Below are 23,987 nucleotides of genomic sequence, written 5' to 3' on the forward strand. Positions count from 1 at the left end.
GGTTGCCGGGGGCCGACCCCGGCGGGGTGGCCCTCGGCCGTCATTCCCAGCGCAACGCATTTGCATTGAGGGAGTTATCGACGACGAGGCGGATGGTGCCGGCGACGTAACGGTCGACTGACCACTCCAGCGGTAGGCCGTCGCGGCTGAAGCTAACGCGCTTGTGCATGAGCAGCGGGGACCCGCGGCGCACATGGAGCAGCCGCGCGTCTTCCGTCCCTGCTGGGCAGGCGGAAAACTGATGCTCCGCGCGGGAAAAAGTGATGTTGGCCGTCGCTGCGAGCCAAGCAGTCACCGACGCGCAGTCGGACGGTATCCGCTCCACCTCGGCGCCGACCGAATCTCGGTAGCGGGTGCGCTCCACCATGATGGCGCTGCCATCGAGCAGACGTACCCGCACAACGCAGAAGACGCGAGCGGCCGTCGGTAGCCGAAGTTCCTCGAGGTCGAGCGGCGAAGCGTCCTGCCACCTCGCCGAGATGACGTGGCCGGCTGGAACGCGCCCGCGCGACGACGCCCATTGGGCAAAACTTCGAAATTCTTCGAACGTGGCGGCTACCCGCGGCTCGCCGACGACGGTGCGCCGACTGCCACGACGGGAGGCCAGGACCCCCTCGGTTTCGAGTTCGCCCAGTGCCTGCCGGATGGTACCGGGAGCAACGTCGAACTCCTCGGAGAGTTCACGTTCGCTGGGCAACTGACTTCCGCGCTCATAGAAACCCCGGGAAATTGCGCCTCGAAGGGCTTCTGCGATGTCGTGATACCTCGCCACGCCCAACCTCACTCTGTACGGCCGCGCTCTGAGCGCCCGGCCTGGATCACTGTCCAAAGTATTGCGTCACCGCTACGTGCGCAGACCGCACCGGACTCACGCACTGGGGGTTCACCGAGCGTTTACCTACTCGTCACTCAACTTACCCATCCCGGCCCAACTTATCTAGTGAACTTTGAACGTCAAAGGTTAAAGTTCACTAGAGAAGTTTGGTGAGCAATGATCTTTCGTCTCGGGAGTCTCCGTCGGTGACCCACCGGTACACGATCATTCTGGCTGAAGAGGATTTCAATGAACACGTCGCACCGCCGTTACCTGCCCGCAATCCTGCTCGTCGGCGCGATTGGCCTGTCTGGTTGTGCCAGCACCTCCACTGACGCTGCCGGGGACGTCGGCTGGGCCGCCGCGACCTCGGTCGAAGCCGGCGGAGGGCTGGACAGCCTTGTCCGTGCTGCGCAGGATGAAGGCACCCTGAACGTCATGGGACTGTATCCGGACTGGGCCAACTATGGAGTACTAGTCGAGGAATTCACGGCGACCTACGGCATCGAAGTAGACAACGACACCTCGGCCGGTTCCAGCCAGGATCAGATCAATGCCATCAAGAATCGCATCGGCCAGAGCCGGTCCCTCGACTACCTCGACACCGGAGTTTCCTTCGCCAACAGCGCCAGTGCTGAGGGGCTCCTGGCTGAGTATCGTCCTGCCACGGTTGCTGACATTGACTCGGCGCTGACGGACACCGACGGTCGGTGGACGAATCAGTACGGCGGTTACGTCACCATCGGGTGTGACGCGGCGGCAGTGGCGGTGTGTCCCACATCTTTCGCCGAACTCGACGACCCGCAGTACGCCGGCAAGGTAGCCTTGACCGGAAACCCTGCCCAGGGCGAATCCGGCTTCAACGCGGTTTGGGCCGCAGCGATGGCGATGGGCGGCAGTCTCGACGACATCCAGCCAGGTATCGACTTTATGGCGGATTTGTCGGCGAGCGGCATCCTCATTCCGGTCGAGGCCAACGCTGGCACGCTGGAAACCGGTGAAACCCCCATCATTATCAACTGGGACTACCTGAATTTGGCAGTCGCCGATGACACTGCCGCGGCTGGTGTCGACTTTCGGGTTGCCATCCCGACGGACGGCACTATGGCGTCTTACTATGCCGCGTCGATCAACGCAGACGCCCCGCACCCCGCTGCGGCGCGCCTCTGGATCGAGTTCATGTACTCCGACGAGGGCCAGAACATCCTGCTCAATGGCTACACCCGACCCGTGCGTTTTGACGCACTGGTCGAATCCGGTGCTGTCGACATGGCTGCGGCCGATAGGCTCCCGACCGTCACGAACGGCTTCGAGTTTCCGTCCGAAGCCCAGCGCAGCGCCGCCAACCTGCTCCTGGCTGAGAAGTGGGACGCAGCGGTCGCCTCGTGACGCTCACAGTGACGAGGAGCGATGCACCATCCGGCACTGATCCGGTCGACCGGGCAGCGGATCTCGTTCATTCGTTGCACGCCCGGCCCGAGCGCCGAGTCAACGCCTCGTTCATGGGGCTCATCCCTTTTCTCGTCTTCATCGCGCTTTTTCTGGGCGTGCCGGTCTTCGGTATCGTGCTGGCGGCATTCCGAGTCGCCGACGTCAACGACCCGGGAAACTATGTGCCCAGCCTCGCCAACTTTGTGGCCAGTTTTCGGGGGGCGTCCTGGGACGCAATGCAGAACAGCCTGCAAATTAGCGTGATCGCAGCCCTGACCGGTGGCATCATCGGTCTCGCCCTCGCGCAAGCCATTCTCACCACGCGCTCCAAGAAACTCACCGCTGTGGTCACCGTGCTCACCAGCGTGCTTGCCAATTCCGGGGGCGTTCCCCTCGCATTCTCCTTCATCGCGGCGGTCGGCAACGCGGGCATCATGACGGGGCTCCTGTCACTGACTGAACTGGGTTTTACCCTTTACAGCAGCGGCGGACTCATTCTGATGTACCAGTATTTTCTGATACCAACCATGGTCATGGTCGTTCTGCCCACCCTGGCCGGCCTGCGCCTGGAATGGAAGGAGGCGGCGGCATCCGTGGGGGCAACCAGCTGGCATTTCTGGAAGAAGGTCGGCTTGCCGATCGCCACTCCGGCGATTCTGGGCGGATTCATCCTGCTCTTCGGCGCGTCATTTGCGACCCACGCCTCGGCTGCGGCCCTGATCGGAGGCGGCGGAGTACCCCTCATTACCCTGCGCATCGACAGCGGACTGGCCGGTGGCAACCTGGCCGGACAGGAGAATGTGGCCATGGCGCTGGGCGTCAACATGATCATCGTGGCCCTGCTGGTCCTACTTGTCTACATGCCGCTGCAGAAACGGAGCCTGAAATGGTTCAAATGAGGCAGTCAACGCGTGCGGCTCGCGGCATCCGTGTCGTGGCGCCGGGGCTCAGCTGGGCCTTGATCATCTTGGTGGCGCTCTACATTGCAGTGCCGATGATCTGCGCATTGGCTTTCAGTATCTACGTGCCCACCACCGGATTTACCTTTGAGCCGTATGCGGAATCGGTGCGCGACCCGGGATTTTTCGGTGCGCTCTCGCTGACGCTGCTCATAACTGTTCTGACCGTTGTCGGGCTGCTGGCCATCATGGTTCCGACCATGGTTTATCTCCACCTGCAGGCGCCCCGGTGGCGCCCGGTTATGGAGATCCTCTGCACGATCCCCCTCGTCGTGCCGTCAATCGCTCTAGCGGCCGGATTAGTCACCGTGCTGCGCAGCATGGCCAGTTTCGGTCGCGGTTCTGCGCCAGCTCAGATCAGCCAGCTGCTACAAAACCCCGACCTGCCCATCGTCCTGGTCGGCAGCTACATCGTCTTGACCCTGCCATTCGTATTTCGATCGCTCGATGCTGGTCTGCGCACCATTGACCTGCGCACCCTCGTCGAGAGCGCACATTCACTCGGGGCCAGCGGCGCTACAGTGCTCCGGCGTGTCGTTCTGCCCAACATTAAAGGCCCGGTCATCTTCTGTACCTTCTTCTGTATTGCTCTGTGTCTGGGTGAATTCACAATGGCGGTGACGCTGGGCTATCGAACCCTGCCGGTTTGGCTCACTCAAATTGCCGGATCCAATTTTCGCGCGTCAATCTCCATGTCCCTCCTCATCAACGCCCTCACCTGGGCACTGTTGATCGCCATGACCGTACTCGCCGGACGGGCAGCTCCTGCGCGCGCCCTGGCCTTGAAAGGACACGAATCGTGACGCTTGCAGCAGCAACAGATCACCCCCGAAGTGCAACGGGGGCCCGCATCGAGTACACCTCGGTGAGCAAAAAGTTTGGTGACACCACCGTGCTCACCGGCCTTGACCTCACAGTCGAACCCGGGGAGTTCGTCGCGCTGCTCGGGCCTTCTGGTTGCGGAAAAACAACAGCGCTGCGTATTCTCGCCGGGTTCGAGACCGCGTCGAGCGGTACTCTCACGGTTGACGGGCGCGATGTATTGCAGGTCCCGGCCCACCGTCGCGGCATTGGCATGGTGTTTCAGTCGTACAGCCTGTTTCCCAACCTCAGTGTGGCCGACAACGTATCGTTCGGACTCGTCGTGCGACGCGAAGGCAAGGCCAAGCGGGTAGCGAAACTGACCTCTCTGCTCGATCTGGTCGGGCTGCCCGGTTTCGCAGATCGGTTTCCGGCCCAACTTTCCGGCGGGCAGCAGCAGCGCGTCGCGCTAGCACGGGCCCTCGCAGTTGAGCCTCGGGTGCTGCTCTTGGACGAACCGCTGTCGGCTCTGGATGCCAGGGTGCGCGCCTCGCTTCGGGAGGAGATTCGCAACCTGCAGCTCCGGCTCGGGATCACGATGCTCTTCGTCACCCATGATCAGGATGAAGCGCTAGCGATGGCCGATCGGGTAGCGGTCATGCGGGGCGGTGGAATCGAACAGATTGATCAGCCGGGGGTTCTCTACGACCAACCGAGTACTGATTTTGTTGCTCGTTTCGTTGGTACGACCAACCAACTCGCTATCGCCCGCGGCGCGGCCGTCCCCGAAGTATGGGCACCTCACCGTGATGGCGATAGCGATTTGCTCTATGTGCGGCCCGAATCGCTCATGCTGGAGGCGTCCGAGCGCGGATCTGCCCACATTGTTTCCCACGTTTACCGCGGTGCGACCACTCGTATCACGGCCAAGATCGAGGGTGACATTAGCCATGGAAGTTCCGAGATCAAGGTCGACGTTCCTTCCGCTAGCGTCACCGAGTTACCTATCGGCCTGAGAGTTCGGGTTCGACTTACGGGGCGCCCGGCGCTTCGGATGGAGGCATAAATGCAAGTCCAATTTCTCAACACCAGCATTGACGTGAGCGCGAGCTTGCTGCCGGGTGCGGCATCCGCAATCATCTTTGACTGCGACGGACTGCTCGCGGACACCGAGGACCTCTGGTTGCGGGTCGTGGCGGCGTGCGCGAACGCGCGCGGCGCGACCCTGACCGACTTGGCCACGTTTCGTGGTGGCTCCATCGATGCCGTAGCGGCACAGCTCGTGATGGTCCTGACGGATGCCGGGCTTCCGACCCCTCTGGTGGGTGAATTAGAGGTATCGCTGTCCGAAGAGTTTCAATCCCTCATCGCCCGGGAGGCGACCTCGATGCCGGGAGCTGTGGCCCTGGTGAGCGAACTCGCGTCACGATTCCCCGTCGCGGTCGCGTCAAACAGTCCGCGTGCGCTGCTCGATCAGATCCTGGATAGTATCGGTGTGCGGGACTTGATCACGTGTTCCGTCGCCCGGGATGAGGTGTCGGCGGGCAAACCCGCGCCGGAGCTGTACGTAGCCGCCCTCCGCAAACTGCACGAAATCGATTCGTCGGTAACCGCCGAGACCGCCGTCGCCTTCGAAGACTCGGCGGTGGGGGCGGTGGCAGCGATGAGCGCCGGACTGCTCGTCGTCGGCGTCAACGCTGACCCGGCAGTGGACCTCGACTGCCACGTGCGGCACACCACTCTGCTCGACGAAGAACTCATCGATTGGGCCCGCATCGTTGACCGGGAGAAGCCCGTGCAATTCGGCCCGCATACCCTCGCACACGGCGCTTTCGACGCGGTGACGTCGACTCTGACCGTGCAGTGCCAGTATCCGGCCGAACAGTCATCGCGCGTGCAGGTTTATGCGCAGGGTGACTGTCTGTGGAACGAGTTGCCGGCAGGTCGCCCCGTGGCATCGGCATCCGTGCTGACCGAAAGCAAATCTGTATCAATGGATCTGGCCCATCTTTCTGAAGGGACCTATCGTTTTCTGCTGGTGACGGATGGTGTAGTACCGGAATGGAACGGGCGGACCGGTGAGTTCACGGTGCGCTCCATCCGGCCAGAGGGGCAGACCGCAGCTCCTCAGGCAGCGGCGCCCGCCGCGCTCACTCCGGAATTGCCGGAGCAGGGTGTGACCGCCATGTCCTGGAATCTCTGGTTTGGCGGATGCCACTCCAACGACGGTCACGCCAAGCAGGTCGCGTACCTTCGAGAATCTCCCCACTCGATCGTGGCCCTGCAGGAGTGTTTCGGGGATCATGGCCGTCGTTTGGCGGCAGCAATGGGGTGGAATATCGCGCAACAGGGACAGGATACCGCGGTGATAAGTCCGTATCCCCTGGCGCTTCATCGTACCGATACCGATTCGTTTGCTACCTGTGCCACCGTTTTCACGCCGACGGGCGCCGTCACGGTGTGGTCCGTACACCTGTGGCACGCTGACTACGGCCCCTATACCGCTGGTGATGCTCGTATTCCTGCGCGCCATACCCTCGCCAGCCGGGGCGAACGCCGGCGCACAGCCGAACTCGCAGAAATTTTGTCCGAACAGGGTCGGCTCGAGAGTGAGGGCGTCGTGTCTGCACAGGATCCAATTCTCGTCATGGGCGATTTCAACGTTCCCTCGCATCTGGACTGGAAGCCGGGGCACCGCGCTAATAGCGTCGAGTGGCCCGCCTCACGCATGCTCGAGGTCGCGGGGTACGCCGATGCGTTTCGAGTCGTTCATCCCGATGTTGATGCTGTGCCCGGACACACCTGGTCTCCTATCATCCCGGCTGGTGAGGAGCCTCGAGATCGGATTGACTTCATCTTTAGCCGTGGCGCGCGTGCTTTAGAGGCGTTCACCGTCGCCGCTGAGACAGAGAGCGCGGCACCCGCGATGCTTAGCGCCACCGGAAAGCGCCGTGTTGGCCTGGGTGGAGATATTCTGGGCCACCACCTGGAGAATGCATGGCCGACCGACCACGCAGCTGTCGTGGCTCGGTTAGCGTGGAATTGACGGAGGGTCCCGGGCCGAATGGGGACATCCGCCTCACCGTGCAGCCTCTGCCGCTGCACCTAAAATGAGAATATGAGTTCAGAGCACGGTTCGGGAAGCTTCGGGTCGCGGCCAGCCGTCGGCATGAAGCGCGGCCGGGTGAGCGGGGCGGACGCTGCGGCGCAGCGGGCCGAGAACGCCGAGGCACCGCGCATCCCGCACCTGTTGCAGCGTATTTTCGTGCTGTTTTCGCCGCACCGCAAGACCCTCATCGTTACCGTCGTGCTGGTTCTGATCAGCGCCGCTCTCTCGGTCGTGCCGCCGCTTCTCACCCAGCGCGCCTTCGACGACGGACTGTTTCCGGCCGGGGGCACCCCCAACCTCTCGGTTCTCGGCGTTCTCGTTGCGCTCATGCTCGGTGTATTCCTGGTCAATGCGCTGCTCGGTGTCTGGCAGACCTGGCTTACGGCGACGGTGGGCAACAAGGTTATGGGCGCTCTGCGCGTAAGGCTGTTCACCCACCTGCAGGCGATGGAACTGAGCTTCTTCACCAAGACCAAGACCGGCGTCATTCAGTCGAGGCTGCAAAACGACGTCGGTGGCGTCGCGACGGTTCTGACCAACACCATTTCGAGCATCCTCGGCAACACCGTCACCGTGATCGCCGCGTTCGTGGCCATGTTGTTGTTGAACTGGCAGTTGACGATCGTGGCCGTGGTGCTGATGCCGATTCTCGTGTTCGCGCAGCGCCGCGTCGGTCAGGTGCGGGCGCGCATCGCCGGCAAGACCCAGGAGTCGCTGTCGGACATGACCGCCATCACCCAGGAGACCCTGAGCGTCTCGGGTATTTTGTTGTCCAAAAGCTTCACCCGGCAGCAGAACGAGATCGACCGGTACGCCGAGGAGAACCGCAACCAGGTGCGCCTGCAGGTGAGCCAGCAGATGAGCGGCCAGTGGTTCTTTGCCACGGTGAGCGTGTTCCTGTCGGCGATCCCGGCGATCGTGTATCTCGTGGCCGGGGCGCTCGTGTTCAACGGCACGACCGATATCACACCCGGTACGATCGTGGCTTTCACGACCGTGCAGGCGCGCCTGATCTTTCCGCTGCTCGGCCTCATGCGGGTCGCCCTCGATCTGCAAACGTCGTCTGCGCTGTTCGCGCGCATCTTCGAGTATCTTGACCTGAAGCCGGCGATCAGCGACAAGCCCGGCGCTGCTCGAGTGCCGTCGGCCGGAGCGGCTCGAGGACGGGTGGAGTTCGACCGAGTGCGGTTTGCCTACCCGGACGCTCGCGGTGACGCGCGCCCGACCCTCGACGACGTGTCCCTGACGATCGAGCCGGGCCAGTTCGCCGCGTTTGTAGGGCCGTCGGGCGCCGGCAAGACCACCGTCTCGTACCTGATTCCGCGCTTCTACGAAGCCTCAGCCGGCCGCGTGCTGTTCTCCGGCCACGATGTGCGCGACCTGCAACAGGAATCGCTCGTGTCCCACATCGGCATCGTGAGCCAGGAGACCTACCTGTTCCACGCAACCATCGCCGAGAACCTGCGCTACGCCAAGCCGGAGGCAACGGATGCCGAACTGGTCGCTGCCGCCCGCGCCGCCAACATTCACGACACCATCGACTCCTTTCCGGAGAAGTACGACACCATGGTGGGGGAGCGCGGCTACCGGCTGTCCGGCGGCGAGAAGCAGCGCATCGCCATCGCGCGCGTCTTACTCAAAGACCCGCCGGTGCTCATCCTCGATGAGGCCACGAGCGCGCTCGACTCCATCTCGGAGAGTGTGGTGCAGGCCGCGCTCGACACCGCGAGTCATGGTCGTACCACGATTGCGATCGCGCACCGCCTCTCGACGATCGTCGACGCCGACGTGATCTTCGTTGTCGAAGCCGGCCGCATCGTGGAGCGCGGCACCCACGCAGAATTGCTCGCCCGCGGCGCCGTCTATGCGAGCCTCTACGCCCGCCAAATCACGTCAAGCCCCGCCGCTGCGGAACCCCCGGAGCGCCTCCCCGCCCCCTGACTGCCAAGAGACTCCCATGGATGGGGCCCGGGCCCCATCCACAGGCCCAGTTCGTAAACTGGACCCGTTTTTATAAGGTGGGCCCGAGACGGCAACGGGGTTACGAACGCTCGGCGAGCATGCCGGTCATCAGTTCGATCTCGGATTCCTGGCTCAGCACCACCGAGGTAGCGAAAGCCTGCACGGTCGCGTTCGTGCTGCGGTCCAGAACGGCCTCGGCCATTTCGATCGCGCCCAAGTGGTGAGCGATCATGATGACGAGAAACTGCCGCTCCGCTTCCATACCGAACGCCGCGGTGAGCGCGGTAATCTGCGCCGGGGTCGCCAGTCCGGGCATCGGTTCTCCGGCGACGTGTCCGCCGTCAGTGCTGGTCGAGTGAGACGAATCGTGCGTGTCACCGGACAGGCCCGACCGGGTCATCCAGGTCATCGACGGTTCGGGAGCAAACTGCGGCAGCCCCCAGACGGCGAGCCAGCCCGACATCTGCCCGCTTTGCTTGGCCTGCGTCGTGGCAATGTCGTAGGCAAGCAAACGCACGGGCGCGTCGTCGGTGCGATCGCGCACAATCAGGGCAAGTTCGACGCCCTGGTTGTGGTGTTCCTGCATGTCCCTGGCAAAACCAGCCTCAGCACTGGTCGTGTCGGGCGTGGCGTCGGTGAGTGTGCTTAGTCGTCCCGCCGAAAAGGCCGCAGCGCCGACGACGAGCGCCGTGATCACGACAGTGACGGTGATGGCGCGCAAAACCGAGCGGCGTTGGCGCGGTGGGTGAGCATCCGCCGTGGGCTGGGGGTGGTCAGAAGTCACGTGGTTGAGCGCGGCTTAAGAAGCTTTGCCGGGTGCGTCGATCCCACCGGAGCAGGGGGCGCCGTCTTCTGGCACGTTGGTGCTCTTCCAGAATTCGGTGAGGTACTCGGCGATGCGCGGGTCGTCAGCGCTGTCGACCTGCAGCTGTGAATTCCAGCCGCTCAGCACGATCGGTGCCGGAATTCCTTCGAAGGGCGACAGCACAATGTAGCTGGAGGGCAGTTCCGTCTTCAGCAGATCAAGCTCAGCGTCGGAGATCGATGGATCGTAGGTGACCCAGATGGCACCGTGTTCGAGTGCGTGCACGGCGTTCTCGTTCGGAACCGCCTGATCGTAGACGCCGCAATTGAGCCAGGCCGAAGCGTGCTGGCCGCCGGCGGGCGGCGTCTGCTCATAGGTGACGGCGGTCTCGACGTGGCCGGCTGTGTTCGTGAAGGTCTCGACACCCTCGATGGTCGACGCATCGCCCGCGCCGCCGCCGGCATAGTTGGCGGCCTTCGGTGTGAGCACGAACGCGCTCACGATCAGGGCGATGATCGCGACGATCGCCACAGCGCCGCCGATGATTCCGATCAGCCGGTTACGCTTGCCGCGCTTTTGCTGGCGGTGGTATTCCTCCAACTTTTTCGCGCGCTTTGCGGCGCGTTCTTCCTTGATCGACGCTTTGTTCACGGGGGAGCCGGGCTGGGGGGTCACGAGGGCCTCTCTGTTGGATCTGCTTCTATTCGAACGTATCAGCCGTCCCTGTAGCTTCCCCCGATGCCGCTCTCACGGTAATTTCTCAGCCTAATGGCCGGATCTCGGCGCCCGTTAGAGTAGGAGAGCGACCGCTCAATGTCGTCTTGCTGCGGTCGATAGTCAATTTTGCATGAATGCGTCGGCCGCCGCTGAACCGGTGAGCAAACCCGAGGCCGCGCCCGCCCGAGGGCGTTGGGCCCGACAAAAGGAATTTTATGAAGATCGCAAACACCATTCTTGACCTCATCGGTGACACCCCCCTGGTCAAACTCCACAAGGTGACCGACGGCCTGACCGCGACCGTCCTCGTGAAACTCGAATACCTCAATCCGGGCGGGTCGGCAAAGGACCGCATCGCGGTGCGCATCATCGATGCCGCAGAGCGCGACGGTCTGTTGAAGCCGGGCGGCACAATCGTCGAACCCACGTCGGGTAACACCGGTGTCGGCCTTGCCCTGGTGGCCCAGCAGCGCGGCTACAAATGCGTGTTCGTGCTGCCCGACAAGGTCGGCGAAGATAAGCGCAACGTGCTCACGGCCTACGGCGCCGAGATCGTCGTGACGCCGACATCCGTCGCACCGGACGACCCCGAGTCGTACTACAGCGTCTCCGACCGGCTGGCCCGGGACATCCCGGGAGCGTTCAAGCCCAACCAGTACTTCAACCCGAACGGCCCGCTCAGCCACTACGAGACCACCGGCCCCGAAATCTGGCGTGACACCGACGGAACCGTCACCCATTTCGTCGCCGGGGTCGGCACCGGGGGCACCATCACCGGTACCGGACGCTACCTGCGCGAGGTCTCGAACGATGCCGTGCGCATCATCGGAGCGGACCCGGAAGGCTCGGTCTACTCCGGCGGCACCGGTCGGCCCTACCTGGTCGAGGGTGTCGGCGAGGATTTCTGGCCCGGCGCGTACGATCCAACGGTCGTGCACGAGGTCATCGCCGTCTCCGACGCCGACTCCTTCGCCATGACCCGCCGACTCGCCCTGGAAGAAGGGATCCTCGTCGGCGGCTCCAGCGGCATGGCCGTCGTGGCGGCCCTCCGCGCGGCCGAGAAGCTCGGCCCCGATGACACGATCGTCGTGCTGCTACCCGACGGCGGCCGTGGCTACCTGGGGAAAATCTTCAACGACGGGTGGATGCGCAGCTACGGTTTCAGCAACGCCCCGACCGGTCACACGGTGGGGAACCTGCTCGATTCGAAGAGCGGGGGACTTCCCGCGTTCGTCTACGTGCACCCGAGCGATACCGTGCACGACGCGATAGAAACCATGACGAGGGGCGGTGTGTCGCAGCTGCTCGTGCTGAGCGCCAAGCCCCCCGTCGTCATGGGTGAGGTACTCGGTGCGGTCGATGAACGTGCCCTGATGGGCCTCGTCTTCTCCGGCGACGCGAAGCTCACCGATCGGGTCGGTTCAATCGTCGGTGATGCGTTGCCGCTGATCGGGGTCAACGAGCCGGTGGCGGCTGCCCGCGCCGCCTTCGCCGACCACGACGCGCTGCTGGTGACCGACGGTGGCAAGCCGCTCGGCGTCATCACCCGGCACGACCTGCTCAGCTACCTGAGTGTCTGATCTTTTTCACAGAGGAGCCCACAATGACCGATAATCAGAAATTCGACACGATCGCCATCCACGCCGGTCAGGCCCTCGACCCGACCACCGGCGCAGTCATCCCGCCGATCTACCAGACCTCCACCTACGTTCAGGACGGCATCGGCAACCTGCGTGGCGGCTATGAGTACAGTCGTGGTGGCAATCCCACCCGCACTGTGCTCGAAACGCTGCTCGCCGCCCTTGAAGGTGGCAAGCACGGCCTGGCGTTCGCGAGCGGACTCGCCGCTGAGGACACCATCCTGCGTGCCATTCTCAAGCCCGGCGACCACGTCGTGCTCGGCAACGACGTCTACGGCGGAACCCACCGCCTCATCAACAGGGTGCACGCCGCCTGGGGTGTGCTCAACACGACGGTCGAGATGAGCGACCTCACAGCGGTCGAAGCGGCCATCCGCCCCGAAACGAAAATCCTCTGGGTGGAGACGCCGAGCAACCCGCTCATGAAGATCAGCGACATCGCGGCGCTCGCCGAGATCGCGCACCGGCACGGCGTAGTCGCGATCGTCGACAACACTTTTGCGTCGCCGGCGCTGCAGCATCCGCTGGAATTTGGCGCTGACGTGGTTGCGCATTCGACCACGAAGTATCTCGGCGGCCACTCCGACGTGCTCGGTGGCGCCCTCATCATCAATGACGACGAGCTTTACGAGAAGGCTCAGTTTCTGCAGTTCGCGGCCGGCCCGGTGTCGGCTCCGCTCGACTCCTGGCTCACCGTGCGCGGCATCAAAACGCTCTCGGTGCGCATGGAACGGCACTGCAGCAATGCCCAGGCCATCGCGGAATTTCTCGACGGCCACCCGGCCATCGAACGGGTGTATTACCCGGGACTGCCCGGCCACCCCGGGCACGACCTGGCGAAAAAGCAGATGTCCGGCTTCGGCGGCATGCTCTCTCTCGCATTCGTCGGCGGAGCCGCTGCTGCGCGCTTGTTCGCCGAATCGATGCATCTGTTCCAGCTCGCCGAATCGCTCGGCGGGGTCGAATCTCTCGTGAATTACCCCTCGGAGATGACGCATGCCTCGGTGCGCGGCACCGAACTTGAGGTGCCCGACAATATCGTGCGCCTCTCCGTCGGCATTGAAGATATTGCCGACCTCATTGCCGACCTCGAGAGCGCGCTGCCCCGCGCCTGATTGACGGTCGCGCGGTTCATATTTCGCGGGCTGGGCCCATGTTGTGGAAGTGGGCCCATGATCTATCATGGGCCCACTTTCCGGGCCCGGGCCCGGAAGGTAGAGCGTGGGGTCAGGGGAGGCGGGAGAAGGCGGCGGCGCGGCGTACCTGGTCGGGGGTGGGACGGATGCCGGTGTACAGAAAGAACTGCTCCTCGGCCTGCAGAGCCACGACTTCAGCGCCGGTGATGACCGGCTTGCCCAGCGCCCGCGCGACCAGAATGAGTGGTGTTTCGGCGGGAGAGGCGACGACGTCGAACACCATCCTCGCCGCCTCGATCGCTGCAGCCGGAAACGAAACGATACCGGCTTCCGTGCCCCCGGCCATGCCCACCGGTGTGACATTGACGATCAGGTCGGCGGTCAGCGCGCCAACTTCGGGCGCCCAGCCATAGCCGTAGAGCGTGGCCAGGGCGCCGCCGGTGACCCCGTTGCGCGCCACGATCGTGCCCCGAGCGAACCCGGCGTCGTGCAGGGCCGCCGCGACGGCCTTGGCCATTCCGCCGCTTCCGTGAATGATTACCGAGTAGGCGCTTGGAACCTCGTGCTCGGTCAGCAGTCGCTGCACGGCCGAGTAGTCGGTGTTGTACGCGGTCAAGTGGCCGTCGTCGTTCACGATCGTGTTGACCGAGTCGATGGCCGACGCCGAGGCATCCATGTCGTCGATGAGCGCGATGACATCTTCTTTATAGGGCATCGACACGGCACAACCGCGAATCCCCAGCCCGCGCACACCCGCGATGGCATCGGCGAGGCTCGCGGGGGCGAAAGCCTTGTAGATGTAGTTCAGACCCAACTCTTCGTAAAGATAATTGTGAAACCGGGTGCCGAGATTGCTGGGCCGCGCCGACAGCGAAATGCACAGGGTCATGTCTTTGTTGAGAATGGGCATGTGTACAGTGTGGCCTGTTCAAAGGCCGTGTCGCGCGTCAACGACGGTGCCCACTGAGACCGTCGGCGCGGAAACTAGTTTCCCGGAAAAACCAGGCGAAGGGCATAATGGTCCTGCGCTCACAATTGTGACCGTGCACATGCGAGCAAGGTAGTCCATGTCGGCAGAGCCGCCCAAGGAACGTGCACCGAGTATTCGGGATGTTGCACGCCTTGCCGGAGTTTCACACCAGACGGTGTCTCGAGTGCTCAACGACCATCCCAGCATTCGGGAGTCAACCAAGGCACGCATCCTCCAAGTAATGGAGGAACTGCAGTACCGGCCGAATCAAGCGGCCAGAGCGCTGTCCAAGGGGCGGTCGCGTACGATCGGTGTCTTGACTGCCTCGAGCGCCCAGTACGGTCCTGCCCGCAGTGTCGTAGCCATCGAAGATGCTGCCCGGCGGCGCGGGTACTTTGTCGACACGGCAAACCTGAATGTGGCTGACCCCGCAGCGATCGAGGATGCCCTGGAACACCTTCTTGATCAGGCGGTCGAGGGTCTCGTGATCATCGCCCCCCAGGAACGCGTTTTCGATGTGCTCGAGCGCCTGGACGCAGCAGTTCCCTGTGTCAGCCTGCAATCCACGGGGAAACATGATCTTCGGGCGCTCGCGGTTAATCAAATATTGGGCGCGAGGATGGCCACCCGCCACCTCATCGATCTCGGACACCGGGAGATCGTGCACCTGGCCGGCCCGCAGGACTGGAACGAGGCCGAAGCGCGGATGCGCGGGTTTCTGCTTGAGATCGACGACGCCGACCTCATGACCCACCCGCCCATATTGGGTGACTGGACTGCTGACTTTGGGTATTTCGCGGGGCGGGAGCTGCTTCGATCGCGGGATTTTTCGGCCGTGTTTGCGGCCAATGACGAAATGGCCCTGGGGCTGCTGCACGCTCTGCACGACGCCAGGCTCAATGTTCCCGGCGACGTCAGCGTGGTCGGATTCAACGATGTGCCGGTTGCCAGGCATAGCTGGCCGCCCCTGACAACGGTGCACCAAGACTTCGAGGCGATCGGTCAGCGGGCGTTCGAAGCGCTGCTCTCGGCGATCGGGACATCCGACGAAATCGTCGCCAGCCCAATCGCGCCTTGCCTTGTCGTGCGCGGATCCACTGGCCCGGTACCGGTCTCTCGACTGCCGTTACTCAAGCGTTATTAACCGGTCTTGACATGGCTGGGCGCACGGGCCAGCATAGACTTCGATGTGAACGGTCACACTGGCCGCTGATGAGGAGCAAACCAATGGCGGTAGAGCACGTGATCTTGGAGATGCGTTCCATCACCAAGGAATTCCCCGGCGTCAAAGCACTGTCCGACGTGTCGCTGACCGTCAAGGCCGGAGAGATTCACGCGATCTGCGGTGAGAACGGCGCCGGCAAATCCACGCTCATGAAGGTGCTCTCGGGAGTCTATCCATATGGCTCCTACTCCGGTGACATCATCCTGCACGGTGCCGAGATGCGCTTTAAGGACATCCGCTCGAGCGAAGCGGCGGGAATCGCCATCATCCACCAGGAGCTTGCGCTTATTCCGGAACTCTCGATCACCGAGAACATCTTTCTCGGCAACGAACCCACCAAGTGGGGTGCCATCGACTGGATCGGCGCCAAGCGCACGGCCTACGAATTGCTCGCCAGGGTCGGCCTGCGTGACGATCCCGACACCCAGGTAAAGAACATCGGTGTCGGAAAGCAGCAGCTGGTTGAGATTGCGAAGGCCCTCAACAAATCGGTCAAGGTGCTCATTCTCGACGAGCCGACCGCGGCGCTCAACGAAGCCGACTCCCAGCACCTGCTCGACCTCATTCGAGGGCTCAAGGGCAAGGGCATCAGCTCGATTATGATCTCGCACAAGCTCAACGAGATCGAGCAGGTCGCCGACACGATCACCATCATTCGTGACGGCAAGGCGATCGAGACCCTCGACATTGCAGCCGACGGCGTCAACGAAGATCGCATCATTCGTGGCATGGTCGGTCGTAGCCTGGAGAGTCGGTTTCCCGACCGTACGCCAAAGATCGGCGAAGTCTTCTTCGAGGTGCGCGATTGGACCGTGCAACACCCGCAGGTGCCAGAGCGGATGGTTGCAAAAGGGTCGAATCTCACCGTGCGTACCGGCGAAATCGTCGGTATCGCCGGGCTGATGGGTGCCGGCCGCACCGAGCTGGCCATGAGCATCTTCGGCCGCTCCTACGGCAACTTCATCTCGGGTCACATCTTCAAAGACGGCAAGGAGATCCACCTGCGCAACGTCGGCGAGGCGATCGAGCATGGATTGGCCTACGTGAGTGAGGACCGCAAGGCACTCGGACTCAATTTACTCGACGACATCAAGCAATCGGTCGTCTCGGCCAAGCTCTCGAAAATCTCGGTCGGTCAAGTGGTCAACGACGCCAAAGAATACTCGGTCGCCGAGGAGTACCGCAAAAACCTGCGCATCAAGACTCCCAACGTTGATATGGGCGTGAGCAAGCTCTCCGGTGGCAACCAGCAAAAAGTGGTGTTGGCCAAGTGGATGTTCACCGACCCGGACATCCTGATTCTCGACGAACCGACCCGCGGCATCGACGTCGGTGCGAAATACGAGATTTACGGAATTATCCAAGCGCTCGCCGCCCAGGGCAAGGGAGTGATCTTGATTTCGTCCGAGCTGCCGGAGCTGCTCGGCCTGGCTGACCGCATCTACACAATCTTCGAAGGCGCCATCACCGACTGCATTGACGGTGCTGACGCCGACCCGGAAACCCTGATGAAAAGCATGACCTCTGCCAAGAAGAAGGTGCGCAGCATATGAGCGGCAACACGACAACGACACAGAAACGCAAGTCGGTCTTCGGTGCCAATATTCGCCAATTCGGCATTCTCTTTAGCCTGATCGCCATCATCGTGCTGTTTCAGTTTTTGACCGGCGGGCTGACGCTCTCACCGGGCAACCTGATCAACCTGGTCAGCCAGTACTCGTACATTCTGATTCTGGCCATTGGGATGGTCATGGTGATCATTGCGGGCCACATCGACCTGTCGGTTGGGTCGGTGGCCGCGTTCGCCGGCATCGTCGTGGCCACGTCCATGGCCGACTGGAATTTTTCCTGGCCGCTGGCCGTGCTCTTCGGCCTGCTGGTCGGCGCACTCATTGGAGCCTGGCAGGGATTCTGGGTGGCCTATATAGGGGTACCAGCCTTCATCGTGACCTTGGCCGGCATGCTCATCTTCCGTGGTGGTAACCAATTCTTCGGTAACGCCAACACGGTGCCCGTTTCTGAGGGCTTCAGCGTGATCGGTGCCGGCTACCTGCCGGAGGTGGGTCCGATAACCGGCTTCAACAACCTCACCCTGGTACTCGGATTTCTGATTGCTATCGCCATTGCCGTGCGGGAATGGCGGGCCAGACGCGTGCAGAAGACCATGCACTCTGACTCATCGCCGCTCTGGGCCAGCCTGGTCAAGGTCGGACTCCTCGACGCCGTTGTCATCTACGCGACGTTCTTGTTTGCTGGTGGCCGGGTCGGTACGAGCTTCCCGGTGTCGGGCATAATCCTCGGCGTACTCGTGCTGTTCTATAGCTTCGTCACCCGCAACACCATCTTTGGCCGTCATATCTACGCCGTCGGCGGCAACAAGCTCGCAGCGGAACTCTCCGGAGTGAACTCCCGCCGAGTGGACTTTCTCGTCATGATGAACATGTCGATCCTGTCCGCCCTGGCCGGCATGATCTTCGTCGCTCGCGCCGGGGCATCCGGCCCGCAAGACGGCCTGAGCTGGGAACTCGACGCGATCTCCGCGGTGTTCATCGGTGGCGCCGCGGTATCGGGCGGGATCGGTACCGTCATTGGTTCCATCGTCGGTGGCCTGGTGATGGCGGTGCTGAACAACGGGCTGCAGCTGCTGGGCGTCGGCTCCGACAAGGTGCAGATCATCAAGGGCATGGTGCTACTGGTAGCCGTCGGAGTAGATGTCTGGAACAAAAGCCAGGGTCGGCCGTCGATTATCGGCCTGCTCACCCGCAAACGCACGGCCACCGAACCTCCGGCATCACCGCCAGCCGTGCTCCCGGGGACCGGCACGTCGGCGACCTCGCGGCCGGCCGACCTGCCGCCCAACTAGCTGCCCGCGTTCCATAAACGCCACTGGTCTCATGAATTTCCCAGATCCCCTTCCATCACGTCCCGTACATCAACGAATAGAAAGTAATTGACATGCGAAAAATTCTCACGGTCACCGCGGTTGCTGCCGTAGCGCTCATGGCGCTCTCTGGCTGCTCGAGCCGAGCACCAGAGACTGCCGGTGGCGCCAGTGCAGCCGCTGGGTTCGCGGCTGACTCCGTCATCGGCGTCGCCCTTCCCTCCAAGACCAGCGAGAACTGGGTTCTTGCCGGCAGCCTGTTCGAGGACGGTCTCGCGGAGGCTGGCTTCAAGGGCGACGTACAGTACGCCGGCGGCTCCACCACGGTGAAGGACCAGCAGGACCAGATCTCCGCCATGGTCACCAACGGAGCCAAGGTCATCATTATTGGAGCCCAGGACGGCGGCCAGCTCGGCACGCAGGTCAAGGACGCCCATGACGCCGGTGCGATCGTCATCGCCTACGACCGCCTTATTTTGAACACCGACGACGTCGACTACTACGTGGCCTACGACAACTTCAAGGTGGGTCAGCTGCAGGGTCAGGCCCTGCTTGACGGACTCGCAGCGAAGAAGCCAGAGGGCCCGTACAACATCGAGTTGTTCTCCGGTAACTCCGCCGACGCCAACGCCCCGGTGTTCTTCAACGGCGCCATGGACGTGCTCCAGCCGAAGATCGACGATGGCACCCTCGTCGTTGCCTCCGGTCAGACCGACATCAAGCAGACCGCGACAGCCGACTGGAAGCCAGAGAACGCGCAGAGCCGCATGGACTCGCTGCTCACCAGCACCTATGGCAGCCAGGAACTCGACGGCGTGCTCTCGCCCAATGACACCCTGGCCCGCGCCATCATCAAGTCGGTGGATTCTGCCGGCAAGTCGGTCCCCGTCGTCACCGGTCAGGACTCCGAAGTGGAGTCGGTCAAGTCGATCATGGCCGGCGAGCAGTACTCCACCATCAACAAGGACACCCGCGTTCTCGTGAAGCAGGCCATTGACATGGTCAAGACCCTGCAGACCGGCGGCACTGCCGAGACCAACGATGACACCTACGACAACGGCAACAAGATCGTTCCGGCGTTCTTGCTCCCGCCGGTTATCGTGACCAAGGACAACGCGGCCGAGGCATACGCCAACGACCCGAAGCTGTCCCCGCTGACCAAGTAGCGCGCAGCACCTACTGCTAAATCGAACGGCCTAACGGGCCGGTCGCCACTTCGGTGGAGACCGGCCCGTTTCTGCGTGCCTGGCGGATCGCTTAGTCGACCTGTCGGATGCCCCCGAGTGGCCACGCCGCGACACGCCGTCGGTGATTCCACAGGCAAAATTATGTGGCCTGGGAAGCCTGTGGATAACTGGTTGCGATTCCGCGGAATTCAGGGACTTTTGCGTCGTCAAGCTGTGGGCAAAATGTGGAATGTCGGTGGATAACTACACAATTGTAATTACTGCATGTAGTGGCTCTTGAGTCCGGCGATCACTAGATGTAGTATTGGAAGTCCAGTCAGGCACTACAGCCGGACGGTACACTTGCTCACTTTGCACGACGATCCCTGACGGTTTCTCATCGGAGATCAAAGAGTTTTATCGAACATACTTGCGAAGTATGTCGAACAGATTTAGAGTTTACCAGCCAAGAAGAAAGGCCATAACCATGGCAATCACCGTTTACACGAAGCCCTCCTGCGTACAGTGCGCGGCCACCTACCGTGCCCTCGACAACAAGGGCATCGAGTACGAGGTGCTCGACCTCTCGGTCGACGAAAACGCACTGGAGGCCGTCAAGGCTTTGGGCTACCTGCAGGCGCCCGTCGTGATCACCGACGAAGAGCACTGGTCGGGCTTTCGCCCCGACAAGATCAACGCACTCGCTGCTCGCCTCGCGTAGCTCGCATCAACCAGCACGCCCCCACTCACCCGGATGTCTTGCCGATCAGAATCGCCGCAACAGATGACTGACATCGTGTATTTCTCGAGCACCTCGGGCAACACTCGCCGCTTCGTCGAGAAGCTCGGTCGGAACGCAGCGCGCATACCTCTCCATACGCGCGAAGAGCCGCTCGTGGCCACGGAACCGTTCGTGCTGTGCGTGCCCACCTATGGTGGCGGCAGCGAGGGCGGGGCTGTGCCCAAGCAGGTCATCAAGTTTTTGAACAACGAGACCAACCGGTCGTTGATCCGCGGCGTCATCGGCGCCGGCAACATGAATTTCGGTACCGCCTACTGCCTGGCCGGCGACATCATCGCCGCCAAGTGTAAGGTGCCCCACCTCTATCGCTTTGAAGTATTTGGAACACCGGATGATGTGCGCATCGTTCACGACGGATTGGAAGAATTTTGGAAACAACAGCCGTGAAAATCACGCCCATCGACGCCCCGCTGGGTATGGACTACCACTCGCTCAACGCGATGCTCAACCTGTACGGCCCGAACGGAGAAATCCAGTTCGACAAAGACCGCGAGGCAGCCCGCGAGTTCTTCCTGCAGCACGTCAACCAGAACACGGTGTTCTTCCACTCGCTGCGTGAGCGCCTCGACTACCTGGTCGAGAAGGAATACTACGAGCAGGCCGTGCTCGACCAGTACTCGTTCGAGTTCATCACGAGCCTGAACAATCTGGCCTACTCCAAGAAGTTCCGTTTTCAGTCGTTCCTCGGTGCATTCAAGTACTACACCTCCTACACGCTCAAGACCTTCGACGGCAAGCGGTACCTGGAGCGTTTCGAAGACCGTGTGGTCATGACCGCGCTGGGTCTCGCATCCGGTGATGAGAAGCTCGCCGTTGCCTTGGTTGAAGAGATCATCGCCGGCCGCTTTCAGCCGGCGACCCCCACTTTTTTGAACTCCGGCAAGGCCCAGCGCGGTGAGCTCGTCTCGTGCTTCCTGCTGCGCATCGAAGACAACATGGAGTCGATCTCACGCGGCATCAACTCCTCGCTGCAGCTCTCCAAGCGTGGCGGCGGCGTGGCCCTGCTGCTCAGCAACATTCGTGAAGCCGGCGCACCGATCAAGCAGATCGAGAACCAGTCCAGCGGCATCATCCCCGTCATGAAGCTGCTCGAAGACTCCTTCAGCTACGCCAACCAGCTCGGTGCCCGCCAGGGCGCCGGCGCTGTCTACCTGCACGCGCACCACCCCGACATCATGCGTTTTCTCGACACCAAGCGCGAAAATGCCGACGAGAAGATTCGCATCAAGACCCTCTCGCTCGGTGTCGTCATTCCCGACATCACCTTCGAGCTGGCCAAGAACGACGACTGGATGTATCTCTTCTCGCCCTATGACGTGGAGCGCGTCTACGGCGTGCCCTTCGCCGACATCTCGGTGAGCGAGAAGTACCACGAGATGGTCGACAACCCGCGCATCAAGAAGTCCAAGATGAAGGCACGCGAGTTCTTCCAGACCCTCGCGGAGATTCAGTTCGAGTCGGGCTACCCGTACATCATGTTTGAAGACACGGTGAACGCGGCAAACCCGATCGAGGGTCGCATTAACATGTCGAACCTGTGCTCGGAGATTCTGCAGGTGAACACCCCGACGACCTACAACGAGGACCTCTCGTACAACGAGATCGGCAAAGACATCTCCTGCAACTTAGGGTCGATGAACATTGCCCTCGCCATGGATTCCGGAGACCTCGGGCGCACCGTCGATGCCGCCATCCGTGGCCTGAACGCGGTATCGGAGCAAAGCCACATCAGCTCGGTTCGGTCGATCGAAGACGGCAACGACCGCTCGCACGCCATCGGCCTCGGCCAGATGAACCTGCACGGCTACCTCGCTCGTGAGCGCGTCTATTACGGCAGCGAAGAGAGCATTGACTTCACCAACATCTACTTCTACACGGTGTTGTTCCACGCGCTGCGCGCCTCCAACGCCATCGCCATGGAGCGCGGCCGCTCCTTTGAGGGCTTCGAAAACTCCACCTACGCGTCCGGGGTGTTCTTTGACAAGTACACCGACCAGGTGTGGGAGCCATCGACCGCGCGCGGCGCCGAGCTGTTCGCCCAGGCCGGGGTGTCGATTCCGACGCAGGCTGACTGGGCCGAGCTGAAGGCATCCGTTGTCAAGCACGGAATCTACAACCAGAACCTGCAGGCCGTGCCGCCGACCGGGTCGATTTCGTACATCAACAACTCGACCGCGTCGATCCACCCGATCGCGGCGAAGATTGAAATTCGCAAGGAAGGCAAGCTGGGTCGCGTGTATTACCCGGCGCCGTTCATGACGAACGACAACACCGAGTACTACCAGGATGCTTACGAAATCGGCTACGAGAAAATCATCGACGTGTATGCGGCGGCGACCCAGCATGTAGACCAAGGCCTCTCGCTGACCCTGTTCTTCAAGGACACCGCGACCACCCGTGACATCAACCGCGCCCAGATCTACGCTTGGAAAAAGGGGATCAAAACCATTTACTACATCCGCCTGCGCCAGATGGCGCTCGAGGGCACGGAAATTGAAGGTTGCGTGTCCTGCGCACTGTGAGCAAAACGCGCTCACGTCAGTTCGCTGTAAATTTCTGAACATCTGTAGTGGTACGGCTCCCGGAGGAACCCATGATTGACAAGCTCAAACTGGTGTCGCACGTTGATGCGATCAACTGGAACAAGATCGAAGACGAGAAAGACGTCGAGGTCTGGAACCGGCTGACCAACAACTTCTGGCTGCCGGAGAAGATTCCACTCAGCAACGACATCCAGTCGTGGAACCAGCTCACGCCGGTCGAGCAGCAGCTCACCATGCGAGTGTTCGCGGGGCTGACCCTGCTCGACACGATCCAGGGCACAGTCGGCGCCGTGTCGTTGATTCCGGATGCCATCACACCGCACGAAGAGGCCGTCTACACGAACATCGCGTTCATGGAGTCGGTGCACGCCAAGAGCTACTCGTCGATCTTCTCGACGCTCGCCTCCACCAAGGAGATCGACGAGGCGTTCCGCTGGTCGACCGAGAACGAGAACCTGCAGCGCAAGGCCTCGATCGTCATGGATTATTACCAGGGCGACGACCCGCTGAAGCGCAAGGTCGCTTCGGTGTTGCTCGAGTCGTTCCTGTTCTACTCGGGCTTCTACCTGCCGATGTACTTCTCCAGCCGGGCCCGCCTGACCAACACGGCCGACCTCATCCGTTTGATCATTCGTGATGAAGCGGTGCACGGGTACTACATCGGCTACAAGTTTCAGAAGGGTCTCGAGAAGGAGACGCAGGAGCGTCGCGACGAGATCAAGGACTACACCTTCAACCTCGTGTTCGAGCTGTACGAGAACGAGGTGCAGTACACGCAGGACCTGTATGACGAGGTCGGCCTGACCGAAGACGTCAAGATGTTCCTGCACTACAACGCCAACAAGGCACTGATGAACCTCGGCTACGAGGCGATCTTCCCGAAGGACGTCTGCGACGTGAACCCGGCGATTCTCTCCGCCCTCTCACCGAACGGCGACGAGAACCACGACTTTTTCAGCGGATCGGGTTCGTCGTACGTCATCGGCAAAGCCGTCGTTACCGAAGACGACGACTGGGACTTCTAGG

20 protein-coding genes are annotated in these 23,987 nt (G+C 62.0%); 16 read left to right on the forward strand and 4 right to left on the reverse strand.

What is annotated here, in order from left to right:
• Positions 1 to 40 precede the first annotated feature (40 nt).
• Positions 41 to 784 (reverse strand): GntR family transcriptional regulator, encoded by a 744-nt coding sequence (locus E3T51_RS12640; RefSeq protein WP_338145159.1) that lies wholly within the window; start codon positions 782 to 784, stop codon positions 41 to 43.
• Between the two features lie 279 nt (positions 785 to 1,063).
• Between E3T51_RS12640 and E3T51_RS12645 the strand changes: the two genes are divergently transcribed.
• The 6 genes from E3T51_RS12645 to E3T51_RS12670 all read left to right on the forward strand — a co-directional run bounded on the left by E3T51_RS12645 (position 1,064) and on the right by E3T51_RS12670 (position 9,055).
• A complete protein-coding gene (locus E3T51_RS12645) occupies positions 1,064 to 2,203 on the forward strand; it encodes an extracellular solute-binding protein (protein ID WP_134530142.1) in 1,140 nt (379 codons plus the stop codon).
• Positions 2,200 to 3,144 (forward strand): ABC transporter permease, encoded by a 945-nt coding sequence (locus E3T51_RS12650; RefSeq protein ID WP_134530143.1) that lies wholly within the window; start codon positions 2,200 to 2,202, stop codon positions 3,142 to 3,144. The genes E3T51_RS12645 and E3T51_RS12650 overlap by 4 nt, the downstream gene beginning before the upstream one ends.
• Positions 3,141 to 4,007 (forward strand): ABC transporter permease, encoded by an 867-nt coding sequence (locus E3T51_RS12655; RefSeq protein WP_206751178.1) that lies wholly within the window; start codon positions 3,141 to 3,143, stop codon positions 4,005 to 4,007. The genes E3T51_RS12650 and E3T51_RS12655 overlap by 4 nt, the downstream gene beginning before the upstream one ends.
• Entirely contained in the window at positions 4,004 to 5,071 is a 1,068-nt protein-coding gene (locus tag E3T51_RS12660; protein ID WP_134530145.1) for an ABC transporter ATP-binding protein, read from the forward strand. Before E3T51_RS12655 ends, E3T51_RS12660 begins: the two co-directional genes overlap by 4 nt.
• Positions 5,072 to 7,051: an HAD family hydrolase gene (locus E3T51_RS12665; RefSeq protein WP_134530146.1), complete on the forward strand. Its 1,980-nt coding sequence runs from the start codon at positions 5,072 to 5,074 to the stop codon at positions 7,049 to 7,051. It abuts the gene before it with no gap.
• Positions 7,052 to 7,123: 72 nt separating this feature from the next.
• The gene (locus tag E3T51_RS12670) at positions 7,124 to 9,055 is read left to right on the forward strand and encodes an ABC transporter ATP-binding protein (RefSeq protein ID WP_420898438.1); all 1,932 of its coding nucleotides are present in this window, start codon (positions 7,124 to 7,126) and stop codon (positions 9,053 to 9,055) included.
• Positions 9,056 to 9,155: 100 nt separating this feature from the next.
• Here E3T51_RS12670 and E3T51_RS12675 read toward each other — a convergent pair whose 3' ends face one another.
• Both E3T51_RS12675 and E3T51_RS12680 read right to left on the reverse strand, forming a co-directional pair.
• Positions 9,156 to 9,860: a DUF305 domain-containing protein gene (locus tag E3T51_RS12675; protein ID WP_134530147.1), complete on the reverse strand. Its 705-nt coding sequence runs from the start codon at positions 9,858 to 9,860 to the stop codon at positions 9,156 to 9,158.
• 15 nt (positions 9,861 to 9,875) lie between these two features.
• Complete coding sequence (locus E3T51_RS12680) at positions 9,876 to 10,556, reverse strand: DUF3105 domain-containing protein (protein ID WP_134530148.1); 681 nt, start codon at positions 10,554 to 10,556, stop codon at positions 9,876 to 9,878.
• A gap of 257 nt (positions 10,557 to 10,813) precedes the next feature.
• On the opposite strand from E3T51_RS12680, the gene E3T51_RS12685 reads away from it, so the two are divergent.
• Both E3T51_RS12685 and E3T51_RS12690 read left to right on the forward strand, forming a co-directional pair.
• On the forward strand, positions 10,814 to 12,178 hold the full coding sequence (locus E3T51_RS12685) for a cystathionine beta-synthase (protein WP_134530149.1): 1,365 nt from the start codon (positions 10,814 to 10,816) through the stop codon (positions 12,176 to 12,178).
• Positions 12,179 to 12,201: 23 nt separating this feature from the next.
• Positions 12,202 to 13,353, forward strand: a complete 1,152-nt coding sequence (locus tag E3T51_RS12690) for a cystathionine gamma-synthase (RefSeq protein ID WP_134530150.1) — start codon at positions 12,202 to 12,204, stop codon at positions 13,351 to 13,353.
• Positions 13,354 to 13,465: 112 nt separating this feature from the next.
• Here the strand turns inward: E3T51_RS12690 and E3T51_RS12695 are convergent, their stop codons facing one another.
• The gene (locus E3T51_RS12695; protein ID WP_134530151.1) at positions 13,466 to 14,284 is read right to left on the reverse strand and encodes a shikimate 5-dehydrogenase; all 819 of its coding nucleotides are present in this window, start codon (positions 14,282 to 14,284) and stop codon (positions 13,466 to 13,468) included.
• 157 nt (positions 14,285 to 14,441) lie between these two features.
• Between E3T51_RS12695 and E3T51_RS12700 the strand changes: the two genes are divergently transcribed.
• The 8 genes from E3T51_RS12700 to nrdF all read left to right on the forward strand — a co-directional run bounded on the left by E3T51_RS12700 (position 14,442) and on the right by nrdF (position 23,986).
• Positions 14,442 to 15,488 carry a LacI family DNA-binding transcriptional regulator gene (locus E3T51_RS12700; protein ID WP_134530152.1) on the forward strand — a complete coding sequence of 349 codons (1,047 nt, stop codon included), beginning with the start codon at positions 14,442 to 14,444 and terminating at the stop codon, positions 15,486 to 15,488.
• Between the two features lie 83 nt (positions 15,489 to 15,571).
• On the forward strand, positions 15,572 to 17,122 hold the full coding sequence (mmsA, locus tag E3T51_RS12705; RefSeq protein ID WP_134530153.1) for a multiple monosaccharide ABC transporter ATP-binding protein: 1,551 nt from the start codon (positions 15,572 to 15,574) through the stop codon (positions 17,120 to 17,122).
• Positions 17,119 to 18,432, forward strand: coding sequence for a multiple monosaccharide ABC transporter permease (gene mmsB / locus E3T51_RS12710; RefSeq protein WP_134530154.1), 1,314 nt, complete (start codon positions 17,119 to 17,121; stop codon positions 18,430 to 18,432). The genes mmsA and mmsB overlap by 4 nt, the downstream gene beginning before the upstream one ends.
• Positions 18,433 to 18,524: 92 nt before the next feature.
• On the forward strand, positions 18,525 to 19,616 hold the full coding sequence (locus E3T51_RS12715) for a substrate-binding domain-containing protein (protein WP_134530155.1): 1,092 nt from the start codon (positions 18,525 to 18,527) through the stop codon (positions 19,614 to 19,616).
• 487 nt (positions 19,617 to 20,103) lie between these two features.
• The gene (nrdH, locus tag E3T51_RS12720; RefSeq protein WP_104127791.1) at positions 20,104 to 20,337 is read left to right on the forward strand and encodes a glutaredoxin-like protein NrdH; all 234 of its coding nucleotides are present in this window, start codon (positions 20,104 to 20,106) and stop codon (positions 20,335 to 20,337) included.
• A gap of 63 nt (positions 20,338 to 20,400) precedes the next feature.
• Positions 20,401 to 20,805, forward strand: coding sequence for a class Ib ribonucleoside-diphosphate reductase assembly flavoprotein NrdI (gene nrdI, locus E3T51_RS12725; protein WP_134530156.1), 405 nt, complete (start codon positions 20,401 to 20,403; stop codon positions 20,803 to 20,805).
• A 29-nt stretch (positions 20,806 to 20,834) separates the two neighbouring features.
• Positions 20,835 to 22,940: a class 1b ribonucleoside-diphosphate reductase subunit alpha gene (gene nrdE / locus E3T51_RS12730; protein ID WP_134530440.1), complete on the forward strand. Its 2,106-nt coding sequence runs from the start codon at positions 20,835 to 20,837 to the stop codon at positions 22,938 to 22,940.
• 71 nt (positions 22,941 to 23,011) lie between these two features.
• Complete coding sequence (gene nrdF / locus E3T51_RS12735; RefSeq protein WP_104192505.1) at positions 23,012 to 23,986, forward strand: class 1b ribonucleoside-diphosphate reductase subunit beta; 975 nt, start codon at positions 23,012 to 23,014, stop codon at positions 23,984 to 23,986.
• Position 23,987: the final 1 nt, after the last annotated feature.

The sequence above is a fragment of the Cryobacterium serini genome (assembly GCF_004404025.1).
Classification (GTDB): Bacteria; Actinomycetota; Actinomycetes; order Actinomycetales; family Microbacteriaceae; genus Cryobacterium; species Cryobacterium serini.